16 protein-coding genes are annotated in these 18,355 nt (G+C 47.6%); 8 read left to right on the top strand and 8 right to left on the bottom strand.

Annotated elements, in window-relative coordinates:
* Positions 1 to 497 precede the first annotated feature (497 nt).
* The 3 genes from L976_RS22345 (at position 498) to L976_RS10870 (ending at position 4,592) form a co-directional block, all read left to right on the top strand.
* Complete coding sequence (locus L976_RS22345; protein WP_052183994.1) at positions 498 to 1,748, top strand: hypothetical protein; 1,251 nt, start codon at positions 498 to 500, stop codon at positions 1,746 to 1,748.
* Between the two features lie 543 nt (positions 1,749 to 2,291).
* Entirely contained in the window at positions 2,292 to 3,857 is a 1,566-nt protein-coding gene (locus tag L976_RS10875; RefSeq protein WP_047536686.1) for a cryptochrome/photolyase family protein, read from the top strand.
* 24 nt (positions 3,858 to 3,881) lie between these two features.
* A complete protein-coding gene (locus L976_RS10870) occupies positions 3,882 to 4,592 on the top strand; it encodes an SDR family oxidoreductase (protein WP_047536683.1) in 711 nt (236 codons plus the stop codon).
* 76 nt (positions 4,593 to 4,668) lie between these two features.
* Here L976_RS10870 and L976_RS10865 read toward each other — a convergent pair whose 3' ends face one another.
* Genes L976_RS10865 through L976_RS10850 form a run of 4 tightly spaced genes read right to left on the bottom strand, consistent with a single transcriptional unit; the run spans position 4,669 to position 7,930 of the window.
* Complete coding sequence (locus tag L976_RS10865; protein ID WP_047536680.1) at positions 4,669 to 5,145, bottom strand: hypothetical protein; 477 nt, start codon at positions 5,143 to 5,145, stop codon at positions 4,669 to 4,671.
* A gap of 36 nt (positions 5,146 to 5,181) precedes the next feature.
* The gene (locus tag L976_RS10860) at positions 5,182 to 5,727 is read right to left on the bottom strand and encodes a response regulator transcription factor (RefSeq protein WP_047536677.1); all 546 of its coding nucleotides are present in this window, start codon (positions 5,725 to 5,727) and stop codon (positions 5,182 to 5,184) included.
* A complete protein-coding gene (locus tag L976_RS10855; protein WP_047536674.1) occupies positions 5,724 to 7,007 on the bottom strand; it encodes a sensor histidine kinase in 1,284 nt (427 codons plus the stop codon). Before L976_RS10855 ends, L976_RS10860 begins: the two co-directional genes overlap by 4 nt.
* A gap of 2 nt (positions 7,008 to 7,009) precedes the next feature.
* The gene (locus tag L976_RS10850; protein ID WP_047536671.1) at positions 7,010 to 7,930 is read right to left on the bottom strand and encodes a dTDP-4-dehydrorhamnose reductase family protein; all 921 of its coding nucleotides are present in this window, start codon (positions 7,928 to 7,930) and stop codon (positions 7,010 to 7,012) included.
* A 180-nt stretch (positions 7,931 to 8,110) separates the two neighbouring features.
* Between L976_RS10850 and L976_RS10845 the strand changes: the two genes are divergently transcribed.
* Positions 8,111 to 9,958 carry an alkaline phosphatase D family protein gene (locus tag L976_RS10845; RefSeq protein ID WP_052184064.1) on the top strand — a complete coding sequence of 616 codons (1,848 nt, stop codon included), beginning with the start codon at positions 8,111 to 8,113 and terminating at the stop codon, positions 9,956 to 9,958.
* A 1-nt stretch (position 9,959) separates the two neighbouring features.
* Here the strand turns inward: L976_RS10845 and L976_RS10840 are convergent, their stop codons facing one another.
* From L976_RS10840 to L976_RS10825, 4 genes are all read right to left on the bottom strand, one after another.
* A complete protein-coding gene (locus tag L976_RS10840) occupies positions 9,960 to 10,316 on the bottom strand; it encodes a hypothetical protein (protein WP_047536665.1) in 357 nt (118 codons plus the stop codon).
* Between the two features lie 147 nt (positions 10,317 to 10,463).
* The gene (locus L976_RS10835) at positions 10,464 to 11,381 is read right to left on the bottom strand and encodes a pseudouridine synthase (protein WP_047536662.1); all 918 of its coding nucleotides are present in this window, start codon (positions 11,379 to 11,381) and stop codon (positions 10,464 to 10,466) included.
* A gap of 52 nt (positions 11,382 to 11,433) precedes the next feature.
* Positions 11,434 to 12,009, bottom strand: a complete 576-nt coding sequence (locus L976_RS10830; protein ID WP_047536660.1) for an LON peptidase substrate-binding domain-containing protein — start codon at positions 12,007 to 12,009, stop codon at positions 11,434 to 11,436.
* Positions 12,010 to 12,150: 141 nt separating this feature from the next.
* Positions 12,151 to 13,206: a hypothetical protein gene (locus L976_RS10825; RefSeq protein WP_047536657.1), complete on the bottom strand. Its 1,056-nt coding sequence runs from the start codon at positions 13,204 to 13,206 to the stop codon at positions 12,151 to 12,153.
* 306 nt (positions 13,207 to 13,512) lie between these two features.
* Between L976_RS10825 and L976_RS10820 the strand changes: the two genes are divergently transcribed.
* The 4 genes from L976_RS10820 to L976_RS10805 all read left to right on the top strand — a co-directional run bounded on the left by L976_RS10820 (position 13,513) and on the right by L976_RS10805 (position 18,326).
* A complete protein-coding gene (locus tag L976_RS10820) occupies positions 13,513 to 15,906 on the top strand; it encodes a TonB-dependent receptor plug domain-containing protein (protein WP_047536654.1) in 2,394 nt (797 codons plus the stop codon).
* A gap of 127 nt (positions 15,907 to 16,033) precedes the next feature.
* A complete protein-coding gene (locus L976_RS10815) occupies positions 16,034 to 16,495 on the top strand; it encodes a YhcH/YjgK/YiaL family protein (RefSeq protein WP_047536651.1) in 462 nt (153 codons plus the stop codon).
* 130 nt (positions 16,496 to 16,625) lie between these two features.
* Positions 16,626 to 17,546: a manganese-dependent inorganic pyrophosphatase gene (locus tag L976_RS10810; RefSeq protein ID WP_037422680.1), complete on the top strand. Its 921-nt coding sequence runs from the start codon at positions 16,626 to 16,628 to the stop codon at positions 17,544 to 17,546.
* A gap of 168 nt (positions 17,547 to 17,714) precedes the next feature.
* Positions 17,715 to 18,326 carry a DedA family protein gene (locus L976_RS10805; RefSeq protein WP_047536648.1) on the top strand — a complete coding sequence of 204 codons (612 nt, stop codon included), beginning with the start codon at positions 17,715 to 17,717 and terminating at the stop codon, positions 18,324 to 18,326.
* The last annotated feature ends 29 nt before the right edge of the window (positions 18,327 to 18,355 follow it).

Below are 18,355 nucleotides of genomic sequence, written 5' to 3'. Positions count from 1 at the left end.
TCTGATGAGTTTTAGCGACTACATCGTGGCCCATTGCGAGGCCGATTTAAAGTGGATGGGTCCATTCCATTATCCATGGCGAGACTCACGCAATTTGTCTATTCGCCCTGCGGCAACTCCGAGGGGATGTGTATTCTGTAACTTCGGCGTAAGCTGTTAATACCAAGAGCCATCAATATTGTAAAATTTAACAATAGGTGTCTCGATTAATTCACGATTTATTCCAATGCCCCACGGCAACTTCGCCTGGGAAGGTGAACTTCTGTAATTTTTGTGTCGGCAGCTATCTCAAAAAAATTGTAAATATCACATCTTTCAATCAATGGACAAAACGAACAGAAATTATGCGCGCACACTATCTACCCAGAATACTTTTTGTTATCGTGTAAAAATATTTCAAATCAGTGTGTTGCAATTTTTTGCCAAGTACTCAACGATGAAATGATGTGTATATACACTCTACAAACCTTAGGCGCCATCTACATATTAGGTAGTATATGAAGAGAACAATTTTTTACTCTTGGCAATCAGATCTTCCTTCAAAAGGTAATAGAAATCTTATCGAGGATTCTTTAAAAAGGGCATTAAATGCGATAAAGAAGAGCGATAGCGAGTCAGTAGAGCCAGCTCTTGATAGAGATACAGCAGGTATTTCAGGCAGCCCTTCTATTAGTGAAAGTATCTTTTCTAAAATTGCAGTTGCAGATGTCTTTGTTGCAGATGTGTCAATAATTAACGGTGAAGGAAAAGGCAAGAAAACTCCTAACCCAAATGTGTTGATTGAACTAGGCTATGCCGTTTCCCAACTTGGTTGGGAGCGGGTAATTTTGGTTCAAAACACGTTCTATGGAGAGCCAGAAGCGTTACCGTTTGATTTGAGAGGAAGAAGAGTTGTCACTTATGAATTCAATCAGGATCTAAGTGATAGGCCAGCAGTAAGGGGATTACTTCAAGGTCGTCTAGAATCAGCCATTAAATCAGCATTGGAAATTTCATCAACTGACATTCTCCCTACAGGAAAAAATGCTCCTATTTGGTGGGGAATATGGAAAAAATCTAACCCAGGAAAATCTTATGGGGGTGAGTTATTTATTCGAGATATTACTTCGAATGGTTTTCTCTTTGACTTAATGGTTTTTAATGGTTCTCATACTGGAACTATCACAGCAGAAGCAATCTGTGCCTCCAAGGACAGTGCCTATGCCAGGATAGAAAATGGTCCTGATAAAAAGTTTGGAGAGATTCATTTCAGGCGTGAATTCCAGGGAGGAAAGAGATTAATTAATATAGAAGAAACATCTAGCTGTAATTCGCACCGCGGAATGGGAGTCCTGTTTGCTGGCGAGTTTACTTGGTCAACGGAATCAGTTTTTGAATTTGGCTATCTGAATGAGATGGAGCTTAAGCGTCTTTATGAGCTCACTGGACAATACTTTTTTGAGTTCAGAAAAAGAATGGAAGGTGTAGGTGAGAGGGACAACTTGGATACTTTTCAATGCAAGGTTGTCGCAGGCGGAGTAAGGGGAATGTATACATATTATGAAGGTATAGTAATGAGCGGAACTCGAGGTGAGATGTGGGCAGCTTATATTGATAGTGAAGCTGAGGCTGTTAGATACTTTACGACTCAAAAAGAGTGGCAAAAATGCTTACCTAAAACTATCGAATCTTGGCGAGAAAGTTTCAATGATAAAAGAGTTTTGTTTGAACATGATATAGAAGTTGTACCTTCAGGTATTTTTGATTAAATAGCCTAATAAACGATCCAAATAACAACCAATCACAGCGTAATTAGTGCTAATGGAGCCTGCCAAAAAAGACAGGACAGGCGCCGATCTTTGGGGATTAATAGCTCGCACAGTTGCTACAGAAGTTCACCTTCCCCTGCGAAGTTGTCGAAATACGTAGATAAAAATGCCGTGGCGACATCACGGATGATGGCGCAGGCTCGGGGGGACAAGGATGTCCCATCTGAGCCGTTAGGCAATTTTTATTGGAGTATGAGACCACTAATCAATGCATGTAACTTCGCTAGGGGCGTCTTGGAGAATCCAAGGAGGATAGGACGAGCAGTCCTCCTTGGTCGGGTGTGGGGTGAAACCCCACGACGTTGACTTTGACGTTGCTTTTAAAAGCCTTTTAAACGCAACGAAGTTTACAAATGAGCCTTATTGTCGAAATCCCGACAAATACCCCGCCTTGTGATCCTCACAGTGCTGCAATCCGTAATGTTCAGCAATATCCCATCGCGAAATGTGTAACCGCGACAGTCATCCACCAGAGTCCACCTAATGCAATTACGGCAGCAATTACAGCACTTCCATACGGTTAGGCTGATTTTAGGCGATCAGCTAAACGCCCAGCATACTTGGTATCAGCAAGTCGATCCCAAGGTGCTGTATTTAATTGCAGAATTGCATCAAGAAAACACCTATGTGACGCACCATGTGCAAAAAATTTGTGCGTTTTTCAGTGCCATGGCGCAGTTTGCCAGCGAGCTTGGCGCGGCGGGGCATCAAGTGCGTTACCTCACCCTCGACGAAACCCAAGACTTTGCCGATCTTAATGCCTTACTCCAACACTATGTTGCCGAAACAGGGGCGATTAAGTTTGAATATCAACGGCCTGACGAATATCGACTCCTCGCGCAATTAAGCCAGTTGAAGTTGGCCAATGCCGTTGTAAATTGCGTCGATACCGAGCACTTTTTATTGCCCTTTGACGAAATTGATAGGGAGTTTCCTCAAGGGCAACACAGGCTGATGGAGCATTTTTATCGGCGAATGCGCAAAAGATTCAATATCTTAATGACAGATGGCAAGCCCGTAGGCGGTCAGTGGAACTTTGATGCGAGCAACAGGCAAAAGCTTAAATCCCAAGATATCAAATCGCTCCCAACACCCTTGATGTTTGGCCACAATGTGCAAGACATTCTCGCTCGCCTTCAACGCCATGGGATTAATACTATGGGCAAGGCGGATACGCGTTTACTCTGGCCGATAAACCGCGCGCAAAGCCTCGAATTACTTCAGTATTTTTGTGAATACTGCCTGCCCGCCTTTGGCCGGTTTCAAGATGCGATGACCCAGCAACATCCAGCGCAGTGGAGCCTATACCATAGTCGGCTGTCCTTTAGCCTAAATGCTAAACTTATCAGTCCATTAGAAGTAATCAATGCGGTGATTGAGCACTATCATGCTAATCCTTTTATTGAGATAGCCCAGGTCGAAGGCTTTGTTCGGCAAATCATCGGTTGGCGTGAATATGTGCGCGGCATCTATTGGGCGAATATGCCAAAGTACGCCAGCATTAATGCCCTCGAGGCCACGCGCAAGCTGCCCGACTACTTTTGGCATGGCAAGACTCGAATGAATTGCCTGCACCACGCCTTATCTCAGTCACTGGATTATGCCTATGCCCATCATATTCAACGTTTGATGGTGATTGGCAACTTTTGTTTATTGACCGAAATCGCCCCCGATGAAGTGGATAAATGGTACTTAGGCGTGTATGTGGATGCGATTGAATGGGTCGAAATGCCCAACACTCGTGGCATGGCGCTATTTGCCGATGGCGGCATCGTCGGCACTAAACCCTATGCCGCAAGCGGCAGTTATATCAATAAAATGAGTGATTACTGCGGCAGTTGTCATTACAAGATAAAAGAACGTAGCGGCGAATCAGCCTGCCCATTGAACAGCCTGTATTGGCGCTTTATGGATAAACACCGCGCGCAGCTCACCCATAATCCACGCATCGCCATGCTTTACCGCACTTGGGATAACACCGAGGAGTCGGTTAAACAGGCGATTTTGGCCACTGCGGAACAGCATCTAGCGCAACTTGAACGGCTATAACACTGAGTATTGAGGAGAAAAGCCATGCATATTCTAGTACTGGGCGGCAGCGGTGGTATAGGTCAAGCGATGGTCAATAAGCTTGGCGAAACCTATCCCGAGGCCACTATTCATGCGACCTATAAACAGCATCGGCCAGATACTGGGCGAGACGATGGCGTTATCTGGCATCAGCTGGATATCACCCTTGAGGAGGAAATTAAGCAACTGAGTCAAAATATCCCCCAGTTAGATTGGCTGATTAACTGTATTGGCATGCTGCACACCGAGGATAAGCGGCCAGAAAAAAGCTTACAGACCCTCGATGGGGATTTTTTCATGGATAATATCAAGCTAAACACCCTTCCCAGCATGATGCTGGCAAAACACTTCTGCCATGCCTTAAAACAAAGTAACTCAGCAAGATTTGCGGTGATTTCGGCCAAAGTCGGCAGCATTAGCGATAACAGATTAGGGGGTTGGTACAGCTATCGCGCCTCAAAAGCGGCGCTGAATATGTTTCTTAAAACGCTATCGATTGAATGGCAAAGAAGCATCAAACACTGCGTGGTGCTGTCACTGCATCCTGGCACTACGGATACGCCATTATCTAAACCTTTTCAGCAGAGTGTGCCCAAAGATAAATTGTTTACACCAGAGTACGTTGCCCAGTGTTTAGTGGGCATTATTGCCAATGCCACACCAGCACAAACGGGCAGCTTTTTGGCCAACGATGGGGTAGAACTGCCTTGGTAGCGACACAAGCGTTTAGCACTGATACGGATTAACCTTGACAGCTTTCTGTACTGACACCTCTTAACCTTGGCACCTCTTAACCCTGACAAAAGTAGGCATAATTGATGCGGCCGCCCTGCTCCCATACGGCGGTCCAGCCGTTCACATCGCTCATATAGCTAAAATAAATGCCATGGGATTCAAGGCAAGTTTCTTGGAAGGCAGCTTTATTGTCGTTAATAAATTGCGCCGAAGCCGCCAAAATATCACTGCACTCCTCATCGTCGGCGACTAACCAAATAAAGTCATCACGCCAATAATCCCGTGCTACGGCATCTTCAGGAGAATATAAATCCAGCTTTTGCTTGAGTGTTTGCCACTGCTCGGGCGAAACATTGCAGGATATCGCCAACTTATCGTATACCCCAGCACCGCCAGCCCAAAAGGATAAATCAAAGTCTAACTGCTGCGGATCGGGGGCAAAGCCCAATAGATTTTCAACCACTTGTAAGCTTTTGGTTAAATCAGCATCGGGCCTGCGATAACGCACCTCAACACCATCATACTCACGCATTCCACGCCTCCTTCCTTGAGCGAATGCTCGTTTACTTTAGCGGCTCGTTTCACTCACCGGTTTCTTTAATAACTTACGCTGCAAGGTGCGGCGGTGCATCCCCAGTTGCCGAGCGGTAGCCGACACATTGCCCTGATTAGCATTGAGCACCTGCTGAATATGTTCCCACTCCAGCCGTTTAGGATTAAGCGGTGAGTCGTCAACATCATCTTCTTGCAAGGTATTAGGGTAAGCATCAAGCTCAAAGGCAGCTAGCAGGGTTTGGGTATCGACGGGTTTAGCCAGATAGTTATCCGCACCAAGACGAATCGCCTCCACCGCGGTAGCAATGCTGGCATAGCCCGTCAGTAACACCATCACCACTTTGGGTAGCAAATTACGCAGCGGCACAATTAAACTCAGGCCGTTGGCCTCGGCTAATTTCATATCCAGCAGGATATGGGTTGGGCAACACTCCCGCGCCACCAGCAGGGCACTACTGGCATCGTGACTTAAACGGCATTCAAACCCATGGCGGGTCAAACGCCGCGCTAAAATACCTGCAAGCGCTTGATCATCTTCAATAATCAATAGCCGTTTCATACTGTTTCTCCAGTTGGCACTTTAGGCGCCAAGAGTGTAAAACGAATTTGCGCCACGGTGCCGCCTTGGGGATGATTTGCCAGAATAAGCTCCGCCCCTAAACGCTCCAAGCTAGCATGGCTCAGTAACAAGGCTACGCCTAAGCCTTTAGGGCTCTCGATTAATAAAGTGCCTAATTGTGGCAATAATGAAGGGGCGATACCCGCGCCATAATCACGGATCTGCAAATAAGCCTGCCCCTCGCTTGGCGAACAATCGACGCTAATATCCACCTGCGAAGTACCTATGGTTTCGACACTGGCGCGGGCGGCATTTTCAATCAAGGCCATAATCGCGGGGGTTAAGCTCATATCGGTTAAGATCTGCTTTTCTTCTAGCAGCTTAGGCTCACAGGTTATCAACCAATTGAGTTCTGTTTGCGGCATCAATAACTGGGTTTTCTGTTTTAATCCAGCCACCAGCTCAGTGATATTTTGAGGCCGCTGACGACGGTCACGAATCGACTCGGTCGCCAATCGCAGCTCCGCCAAGGTGTGCTCACAACGCCCCAGTGCGGTTTCCATTTCAACTAAGGTTATTGAGGGTTCGGGGGTTTCTTCCCTTAATTCATCGAGCAATAAATGCAATGTTGAGAGTGGTGTCGCTAATTGATGGGCCATTTGCGCAGACACAGTACCGAGTGCCACTAACTGTTCCTGCCGCAGTTGTCCTTCGCGCATATAGGCAAGCTGCGCATCCTGACGGCGCATACGTTTGGCTATGAGTGCCACACTGGTGGTCAGCACTAAAGCTGAAATCACAAAGTTAAACCACATGCCTAAATAGTGAGAACTCATATCCATGCCGTGGTGCTGCATGTGCGACTCTGGCACGGTAAAAATCATCACGCTATAGGCGAGGGTTGATATCGCGGTCAGGCTCCAAGGCGCCCAAATGGGCAGAGTCACGGCGGCGAGCGCTATGGGTAATAGCAGTAAGGAGATAAACGCATTGGTCGCCCCGCCCGAAAAATACAGCCAAGAGATCCAAAACAACGTATCGAGACTTAGGGCGATAAACAGACCACGCTCTTTCGCAAACAAGGGTTTACGTAATGCTAATGTGAGCGAAAGATAGAGCACCTCCAGCACAAAAACGTGCATGAGCGGCTCCATTTGCAAACTCAAGCCAAAGGTATCGGCGGCAAACAACGTCAAACCAATTTGCAGCAATAAACCTAAGGTGCGCAGCAGCGCGACTTGGTCGGCCGCTTGCAGATTCGCTCCTAAAATTTTAACCATCATTATTCCTTAAGCTTAAGGCCAGCAGCCGCAAGTGCTGCACTGGATTGAGCGAGCGCCTGATTAAGCCCTGCGCTAAATTCCAACTCAGAATAAATGCCAAGCGCCGCTAAACGCCCGCAACTTAAGGTGCAGTTCTGCGGCCTTTTAGCGCTATCCATCGGTGTCATTTCTGGAGTTAAATGCGCAGTATCAATTGCCAATAACTCACCTAAGCCCAGTAGCATTTGGTACTTAGTCATGGTTTGCGGCGCACTAAAATGATAAATCCCTGACACATCGGCAGCATGTAACTGCCGCTTGATCAACTTAGCGATGGCGCCAGCAATATCCGCCGTCGAGGTCGGCGAGCGAATAGCCCAAGCATCGACCCGCTGTGGCCTGCTATCTAACAATTGATTGATTAACACTAATACCGCAGATTCGCTCAGTTGAGTCACTTCGCCGTAGAGGATCGGTAAACGTAATACCGCAAAACCGCTGTCGGTATTCAGCACACAGGTTTCACCCTGTAATTTAGACTCACCATAAAAGTTGACTGGATTGGGTGCGGCATCTTCGGCATAGGGCGGCGTTGTGCCATCAAACACATAGTCGGTTGAGATATACAGCAGCCAAGCTCCATGCTGTTTAGCGGCCTTAGCAAGGGTTTGGCTAGCGCTCAGATTCAGCGCCAAAGCCTGCTCAGGCGAGTGCTCGGATACATCGGGGCGACGCTCTGCGGCGCAGTGCACGATAACCTCTGGCCGTTCGTGGGCAATAAAGGCTTCTACTGTAATAGCTTGGGTTAAATCGAGTTTATGGATATTCGCTTCGGCGCGGCTAAAGCCGGTGGCAATCACCTTATGCCCTGCGGCAGTTAACTGTTTAACGACCGCCCTGCCGAGTAATCCGGTTGCGCCCGTCACCATAATATTTGCCATATTGCCCCAAGCTCCTTAGCCATTCATTTGGCGGATAATTCTAAAAGCTTTTCATATTCAACGCACTTGTTTACTCTTATTTGCCTGTACTTAAGCTGATTTGGGTTTATCCCACTCGACCTGATTAACAATAAAAGGCTGAATTTGACTCAAGCACTTCCTCTTATCCTCGCAGGCCCGATGCTGCGCCACTGCGATGCTTCGCACTTTACCCTCTGGTTTGTGAGCCGCGAGCCATTAACCGAATTACAACTGGCCTTAGGGGAGCAAAGTTATGGGTTAACAGAGGAAGAAGTGCATTGCATACCACTCGGCAAGCACGCCTTTCAATATTTGATTAGCCTGTCTCGCCCTCATCTGCTCACACCTAACTCGAGCATTTTTTACCGTGTATCAGCTAAGGGGATTGGCGATATTTTCAATGGTGTCAACGGATTGCACTATAGCGATGCCGACTCACCCCAGGTTTACTTTTGCCCCGAACTCAAACAGGTATGGCATGGCTCGTGCCGCAACCCCCATCACCATAGCGAGGATGCCTTAGTCGCCGCCGATACTAAGCTAGCAACACTTATCGATGGAGATCCACAGCAGCGCCCAGCCCTGTTAATGCTCAGTGGCGATCAAGTTTATGTGGATGATGTGGCTGGCCCCATGTTATGCGCCATTGGTCAGGTGATCGAAAAACTCGGCCTGCACCATGAAGCCTTTCACGGCGCCACTATTGCGGGAAGCGAGGCAATCCGTTATCAAGCCGATAGCTTGTACTTACGCCATAAAACGCTGCTGCCACGTACCGAATATCCCGCCAAAACTGCGCTTTGGCGCTGGTATGTCAACCATCCGATATTTACCTCATCCATCGCAGAAAACCATTTAGTTAGCCTGAGTGAAATGATCGCCCTATACCTACTCACTTGGTCGCCCGAACTATGGGAGTTGGTTGATTTACCCAAGGATGTCGACAGTCTCTCTGCCGCCAACAAGCTGCGTTGGCAAAAAGAATGGCAAAACTTACTGGCCTTTAAAGCAGGACTCACTCAGGTTAGGCGCCTTATGGCGCATATCCCCGTGTATATGATGTTTGATGACCATGATATTACCGATGATTGGAATCTCACCGCTAAATGGGAACAAGCCGCCTACGGTCATGCATTTTCTAAACGAATCATTGGTAATGCCTTGATTGCCTATACCCTATTCCAAGGATTAGGTAATGCACCGGATAAATTTAATGCCGAGGTTCGCCCAAAGTTAGATGCGTTTTTCAATCGCCCCGATCCTAACACTCAGGATGCCTTGATTGATCTCTTACTGACATTTGAGCAATGGCATTACAGCTTAGACACCTCACCCAAGCTGGTTGTACTCGATACTCGCACCCGCCGTTGGCGCAGTGAATCGAATCTCGCCAAACCCTCGGGCTTGATGGATTGGGAAGCCTTAATGGATTTACAGCAGGCGCTACTGGGTCAATCTAAGGTCATTATCGTCTCGCCCGCGCCGATGTTTGGGGTCAAAGTGATTGAGGCAGTGCAACGCATGGCCACTTTTATGGGCGCTTCGCTGCTGGTTGATGCGGAAAACTGGATGGCGCATCCGGGCGCAGCCAATGCTTTGCTAAGCATCTTTATGCACCGCAAGACCCCAGAGCAATTCGTTATCCTCTCGGGGGATGTGCACTACTCCTTTGCCTATGACATCAGCATTCGCTTTCGCCGTAGCAGCCCAAATATTTACCAAATTACCTGTAGCGGGATTAAAAACCAGTTCCCCGAAAAACTGCTGCCACTTTTCGACAAACTCAATGGTTGGCTTTACGGCCACTTCTCACCATTGAACCTATTGACTAAGCGAAAGCGAATGTCATTACGGGGCAGACAGCCAAATGGCGAACGGAGCAAGCGTTTAGTCAACCGCAGCGGCATTGGCATTTTGGTATTAGCGGATAATGGTGAGCCCACTAAAATTGCCGTATTACATGGGGATATGAGCGAAACACGGTTCGAGCCACCGAGGCAAGAATAGTTTATTGCAATGGTTCAACACGCTTTTCAACCACTGCCGAATTAGCTGGCGTTACCGCGCTATCTTCTTGCTTGGGCAAGCTTTGATTAAATAGCTGTGACTCGGGGCGCTTTGGCGGCGAGGTATTATCTAACATCTGATCCCAAATGACCTTTGGTGAGGATGATGACTCAGCTTTACTCTTATCCTCCTGCATGACCTCTGCACTTGGTTTTTTGGGTTCGATCACCGCGCTCGCTTTACGGATCTCTGTTGTCAACTCATGAACATAAGGATGTTTCGTCCAGTTACCAACATACATGGCGCCTAAAAGCACTGCGAGACAGAGCAAAATTGAAATGATTGCAGATTTGGTCATGCTATTACTTCCCTCAAACAACCAATACAAGACTCCTTACTGCTAGCGAGCGTAATTCCGTCTGTATTCTTATCATCGCTGAGAAAACCACACAATCATATTGCACTAGCCCACTTTTTTCATTGTGGCAATAATGCTTTCCGCTGACTAAAGCGTTAATCCATCACATTGAATATCGTGCGTGCGACCACTGATTGGATCGACAAAACGTAATCGCTGCGCTAAGAGTTGTAGTGGCTTGGTAAAATCATCCGGCCCTTTAGGTAATAATGTCGGATAAAAGCGATCGTTTAATAATGGCATACCAAGACTTTGCATATGCACCCGCAATTGGTGAGTTTTACCGGTAATAGGGCTTAAATGAAATAAACCAAACTCGCCTTTTATCGCAATCAAGCTTATCTCCGAGTGAGTATTTGCCATGCCTTCAACTATTTTCATGGTAAAACTGGGTTCGCTGCGTTGCATGCGATTTTTGACCGTCCAATGCTTTGGTAAAGTTAATTCGCCACTGGCAAATTGTGCCAAAAGTTCAGGAGTGAGTTTGGCAATCGCTTGATAATCTTTACGGATCGCATCATCGATAAATAGCTGATGATAAATATGCCGCGTCTCTGGGCGAGTCGTCATCAGGATTACGCCAGCGGTTTCCCGGTCTAATCTGTGGGCAGGGGCGATAGTGTCTATCCCAGTGCTTAAGCGTAAACGGTGCACTAGGCACTCATTCACATAATCACCGCTGGGGGTGACGGGTAAAAAATGCGGTTTGTAGGCCAAGATGAGGTTGTCATCTTGAAATAAAATCGGCGACTCGAAGGGGACTTTCGCTTCCACTGGGACTTCACGGTAGTAATATGCCCTCGCCGTCGGGCGATAGGCGGTATCTAATCCAATTAAGCTGCCGTCTTGCCAATGCACTTTGCCATCGAGGATGCGCTGACGCCAAACTGCTTCGCCAATATGGGCATAATGCTCGATCAAAAAAGAAAATACGGTTGGTTTATCAACCACTTCTAGGGGGAGAACCACAAAAGAAGGCTGGGCGGCACGGGCGGTTTGAGTCATAGAAACAACTAGCGGCGATAATGAGCCGCTATTTTAGCCTTGGTGTGGTTTTTCAGTCCACATGGGACTTGATAAGTTGCAATACAAAATCCATGGTTTTATGGCAATCTGGTTGATTCACCAACACCAGCTTATCGCGGTTATACATGGGCAGCACTTCTAACCAACGTTGGCTCACCCAAGCCGCATCCTCTAAATGCACTTGGGAATACAACTCCAGTAAGTCAGGGTTCACCTCATAGAATTGTTCAAGGGCAGCACTGATCAGTTCGAACTCCCCTTCTATCGGCTCTTCTTGCCAATTTTGGCAAGGCAAAGTGCGGGACATCCACAGCTTATCTTTTGCTTGCGCCGCGGAGAGAATACTAACCCTTTGGCGCCCCTCTAAAACGATGCTGAGGGTATCATCTTCTAACTGATTAAAATCGATAATCTCGCACTGTGTCGCAGTCGGATAACAGGGCGGATTACCGCTGGGCTTACTCGCCGCAAACGCTAAATCGTATTTGCCTTTTAACACATCTGCGACCATGCGCAATTGGCCCGGCTCGACTACGCGGACCTCAATCCTTCCCTGTGGCAGCAACAAGGCATCGCGCATAATTAACGCCATTTCTCGTGTTTGCATAGCAACCTCCTGCCCACTGATACAAGAATGTGCTCAAAAATCAGCCACACCTTATTAATTTAGAGTGTAGCAGGAGAAATAATTTCCTTCCTAAAGTCGCTGACGGTAAAAAGCATTTAGGCCGAGTTTACCCCTTTCCCCCTACAGCGGCGCTAAGTGTGCGGCGATATTTCCCTTGGCACACACCTCGGCAAATTCGTCGGCGAGGCGCTCGCTTAGGGCAACGGCACGGCGCCAATACTGCATCCGCTGCGCAGTATCCAGCTGTTTAAAGTCTTCACGGTCGGGTACCTTACCAAAGGGCAGTGACGCCACAAACTCCGCCGAAGGTGCAAGTATTAAGGCATTATGATAATTGCTTTGAGCACGGCGCCACCTTAAGGACTTGTCAAACCATCCAGGGCTCATATGGGGATAAAAATGCGGGTACAGGGTCAATCCCGTAGTATGGGATAAGGGCAAATCGAAGTGATAGTCGGTGATGCCGCCATCATAGTATTGCCCCGCGGGCGCGCCATCAATCCGTGAGACTGACGCAAGCACTAATGGAATAGATCCCGTTGCCAACATCACAGCATCCATATTGGCCTCGGTGAGCCTCGCCTGCTGGCTGGGTAAATCGTCAAGTTGCTTAAAAGGTGATGCTGCCACTTGCTGACTAAACACCACCCGTTCGAAATGCCAGCCCAAGGTTTTGCGGCTAATGAGGTTGGTCGCAGCCGCCATCGCCAGCCCAGCGGCTAATGGCAATTTATGGCTAAGACGATTGATGTGTTTAGCGCGGCAGGCAATTAAGTGACTGTGAATAAAGGGATGATTGACTATCTCGCGACCACCCGTCTCGCCAAGAATTCCTTGGACTATGCCCTTTACCTGCTCGCTCACTTCCTGCGGTGTCGGTATCGTTTCATACCGTTGGCCAATGTAGTAATCCTCTAAACGTGCGTAGGCTTGTAGTGGATCCTGCTGTGCTAAACAGGCTAAACGCCAGGCGCCAGAGGATGCCCCTAAGGTGTATAGCGGCGTTTGCCTATCTTTAAAAAATTCAGCAAAAAGATACTTATCAAGCCCCGCAATCCCTAACCATTTGGGTCCACCGGATGCCGCCAATAGTTGTGTAAAAGCATCGGGATGCAGACCTTGCTCCCTGATAATGTTAAAGGCCGTAGGACCTGCAAGAAAGCGTAATGCGGGCAAAACTTAACTCCTTAAAGTGCCTCAAACCTGAGGTTTACTGCCATTAAAACACAGCCGCCAAGCGCGATAAACCTTCAGCAAACCTAATGGATCTAGATGATTTTATTCACTTAGCCAATCACATGAGCAGTGGCAACATATTCGACTAGCTTTAAATGATTATCTAGAACAGTAAGCTCTGAGTTAGTTCTTTTCTGTCTAGATGTAACAATTGTTACAGTGATAACCTTCACCCTATCGAATTGTTACTTTCGTTGGTTCAATGTTTTCGTTCCAGCTTAAGGTTAATCCACATTGAGAGGTTTTATGCGTCCAGCCGTTATCGCATTAGCAGTATCTTCAACTTTGGTTTTTCCTGTCGTACACGCAGAAGAACAGGCCAGCAACGTTGAGAAAATTGAAGTCGTCGGCTCGCGGATCGCTCTGCGCACCGCAACCGACAGCGTTGCTCCCGTCGATATCATTACCGCGGAGCAACTCGAATCCACAGGTATGACCGAAACTGCTAAGGCGCTGCAATTTGCCGCGCCAAGTTACAGTTTCCCCTTCTCATCGGTGACCGATGGCTCAGATGCGGTGCGTCCTGCCAGCTTACGCGGCCTGTCGCCTGATCACACGCTAGTACTGGTAAACGGTAAACGCCGCCATGGTTCAGCGCTGGTGCATTTAAGCGGCACTGTAGGCAAGGGCTCATCTAACGTCGATTTGAACGCAATCCCGATGACATCCATTAAACGCATTGAAATCCTGCGTGACGGCGCCTCGGCACAATACGGCTCAGATGCGATTGCCGGTGTTATCAACGTAGTCTTAAAAGACAACGACCAAGGCGGTAGCGTCTCGGCTCAAGCCGGACAAACCTATCTGGGTGACGGTGAACAATGGCGCGTTGGCGTAAACCACGGGATGAGTTTTAACAACGACGGTTTTGTGAATATTGGCGTCGAAGCCCACCATAAAGACAGCACCAACCGCGCAGGCTTAGATCCACGCCAACAATATCCTAAGCTGCCAGATGGTTCGACTGATCCGCGTGAAGCGACTTTCAACCGTAAGAGCCACCAAGTGGGCGACGCCGAATACGATAACTTAGGCTTATTTATCAACGCGGCCCAGCCTTTCTCAAACGACAGTAAACTCTATGCCTTTGGTGGCATTAGCCAACGTGAAACCAAATCCGGCGCATTTTATCGCCGCGCGCTCGATGCCCGTAACTTGACCGAGCTTTATCCCGACGGCTTTTTACCGCAGATCAATCCTAAGATCATCGACTCATCATTCGTGCTGGGCTATGAGTTCAACCTCGGCGAGTGGAATATCGATACCTCAGCGGGCTATGGCGGAAACTCGTTCGAATACAACATTGTAAACACCCTAAACGCATCACTTGGCCCAGATAGCCCGACGGAATTCGATGCCGGCACCCTGTCCACCAGCGAAGCAAACCTGAACATCGATATCTCGCGCTACTATAACTTTGCCAATGACTCAGAGATTTTAGTGGCAACGGGTGTCTCTTGGCGCCAAAACGGTTATCAGATTGACGCAGGCGAACCGGGTTCTTACATCAATGGCGGTTATGATAACCGTGCAGCGGGCAGCCAAGGTTTTACCGGCTTTACACCTGAGTCAGAAGTCGATGAAACTCGCGATAATACCGGTGTTTATGTTGAGCTTGAAAACCAATTAACCACTGAGTTTTATTGGGCAGCGGCGCTACGTTACGAAAACTATTCTGACTTTGGCGGCAACACCAGTTGGAAGCTCGCGGGCCGTTACGACTTCACTGACCATTTAGCGCTGCGCGGCACAGTAAACACAGGCTTTAGAGCGCCGAGCGTACAACAGCTGTACTTCAGCAATATCTCGACCCTGTTCAATCCTGATCCGACTACGGGCCAGTTAGTGCCTATCGAATCAGGCACCTTCAACACCTTATCGCCAGTCACTAAGGCCCTAGGCATTAACGAACTCGACCCAGAGCTGTCGCAATCCTTCAGCTTAGGCTTGGTCTACACCAATGATACGGGTTTAGCGTTAACCTTGGATGCCTATCAGATTTCAATCGATGACAGGATTATCCTCTCAAGCTCAGTGACGCCAAACGACTCACCCGCAGTTGCCGCAGCGCTGGCCAATACCAATGCGGAATCGGCACGTTTCTTTATTAACGCCGTCGATACCCGTACTCGCGGCGTTGATCTAGTAGTGAGCCAAGATTTTGATATCGGCTCTTGGGGCGATTTACGCGCCAACTTGGCGTACGCCTATAACAAAACTGAAATCCAAGATATTCATTTCCCTGAAATTTTGGACGGACTCGGCCCTAAACTCTTCGATAATATCGAACAAACCCGCATGACCTCTGCGACGCCGCACAATACGGGTAACCTAGGTCTGACCCATGAATTAGGTGACTTTAAGACTAACATTCGCCTCAGCTATTTCGGCGATTACACTGTGGGTTACTCAACGGGTGATGTGAATTACAGCGACCAATGGGTGATGGATTTATCCGTGCGCTACGCCGCAACCGATGCTTTAAGCTTCACCGCTGGTGTGCAAAACTTGTTTGATGTGTATCCTGAAAAACGCCCAGATGACAATAACTTCAATGGTATTTTCGTCTATCCATTAACCAACACGCCGTTTGGATTTAATGGGGGATACTACTTCCTCGAGGCTAAGTACACTTACTAAGCAGCAAACCATCAAAACAGGCCATTTATGGCCTGTTTTTTTATGTATATCGCTTATGTTCTAACGGCAGTGAACTGATTATAATCTTTACAATTCACTCATTTACTTACGCCATATCGAGTACCCCATGATTGTCGATACCTTAGCTAATCGCCATATTTATCAATCACTCAGCCCACGCATTGCCACGGCATTAGCACATCTTGCCAGCACCGACTTTAGCCAACTGCCCGTTGGCAATTATCCCCTCAATGGCGAGGATATTTTCGTGATCGTCAATGATTACCACACCAAGCCACAATCGACGGAACCCTTTGAAGTGCATCAAAAATACATCGATGTGCAGTATGTGGTCAGCGGCGAAGAAGAGTTTGGCTATCTGCCATTGGCCGACCAGACACCCTCAAAACCTTATTTCGAAAAGCACGATTACGCCGAGTTTGATTACGAGTCGAATAAAGCCAACGCCTCCTACATTCAATTAAAGGCTGGGATGTTTGCGCTCTTTTTCCCTGGCGATATGCATATGCCCGGCACGAGTGATACACCGACAGCGGTGCGTAAAGTCGTGATAAAAGTGAAAATCTAAAATCTGAGTCAACAATGCCTAAGTTTTGACAGAAATAGCCGCTTAAGGCGCAGTGATATGCGCTTTGGCTATTTCCGAATCGGACGAAATATTGTTAAAATTGCCACAAATTTAAAGGAGAGTCCCTGAAATGCCTATGTACGTTGTCGGTCACAAAATCCCCGATTCTGATTCAATCTGTGGTGCTATCGCGTTAGCTTATCTCAAAAACCAAATCGGTGAAGAAGCCGTTGCCGCACGTTTAGGTGAGTTATCACCCGAAACCGCTTTTATTCTGGAGCGTTTTGGCTTTGAAGCACCAGAATACAAAACCAGCTATGCTGGCGAGCAGGTCTACATTGTTGACCACTCTGAACTGACTCAAGCACCGGACGATATCGCCAAAGCGACCATCGTAGGGATTGTGGATCACCACAAATTAGGCGATCTGACCACTGATACGCCATTAGAGTGTTGGATCCGCCCAGTAGGTTGCAGCAACACGGTCATTAAGATGATGTACGACTTTTACCAAGTCGCCATTCCTAAAAATATCGCTGGCATTATGATGTGCGCTATTCTGAGCGACACTGTGATCTTCAAATCACCGACTTGCACCACAGCTGATATTCGCTGCGTTGAAGCCTTAGCCGAAATCGCAGGCATTGAAGATTTTAAAGCACTGGGCATGGAAATGTTCAAAGTAAAATCGGCAGTTGAAGGCACGCCAGCACGCGACCTCGTGATGCGCGACTTTAAAGACTTCAACATGAACGGTAACTTAGTGGGTATCGGCCAATTAGAAGTAATTGATCTGTCAGTATTTGATGCAATCAAAGCCGAACTAGAAGCCGATATCAAAGCACTGAAGGTTGAAGGTAACCGCCACAGCGTACTGTTACTGCTGACCGACATTATGAAAGAAGGCTCAGAACTGTTAGTGGTTTCTGACGATGCCGATCTGATTAACCGCGCCTACGGTAAAACTCCAGTTGATGGCAAAGTGTGGTTAGACGGTGTATTAAGCCGTAAGAAGCAAGTTGTACCACAACTGCAGGCCGCTTTCGCTTAAGCGACCATTAAGTCGTAATGCCTAAAAAGCCGAACTGAGTTCGGCTTTTTTGTGCCTTCGATATGCTCCATTTCATAAAATCAGTATGAAACTTTGCTCATAAAGCTACCCTAAATTTGGCAGTGCCGAGTAAGATGGGATGATTAATTCCTGCTCCCTGTTTTCATCATGCCAGAAGTCTTACAACACCTTATTACCGAAATGACCCCTTGGTTGCAGCAATACGGTTATCTGCTTCTGTTTATCGCTATTGCCGTCGAGGGATTTGGCATTCCAGCCCCAGGACAATCCTTACTCATTGTTGCCAGTTTACTGGCGGCTACGGGGCAAATGTCACTGTCATTAGTTTTGATCGTAGCCTGCGGCGCAGCCCTGTGTGGCAACACATTGGGTTATTTTATTGGTCGACGCTTTGGCGAGGTATTGCTGCGAAAAGGTTGGATAAAACCCAAACTAGAAGACAAAATTCATGATGTGATTGGCCAGTATGGCATTGCGGCCTTAGTGCTCAGCCGTTTTGTCGAAGGGCTTAAGCAATTTATGTTTATAGGCTGTGGGCTGGCCAAAATGCCTTTTAAACAATTTGTGATGGGCAACCTACTCGCCACCAGCATTTGGGTAACCCTTTTTGGTCTAGGACCAGTGTTAATCCGCGATGAAATCGCACCAATACTCGCGTTTTATCACCAACATAAATATCCCACATGGGCGATCGTTAGCCTGTTGCTAATCTCGTTACTGCTGCTAAGTTGGCGTAAATGGCAAATGAAAAATCAATAAAGTGCGCACTTCCATATGCTCATTTTACC

The organism is Shewanella sp. ZOR0012 (assembly GCF_000798835.1).
Lineage (GTDB): Bacteria > Pseudomonadota > Gammaproteobacteria > Enterobacterales > Shewanellaceae > Shewanella > Shewanella xiamenensis.
Note: the sequence above shows the minus strand (reverse complement) of the source record. Positions and strands in the feature narration are given on the sequence as shown.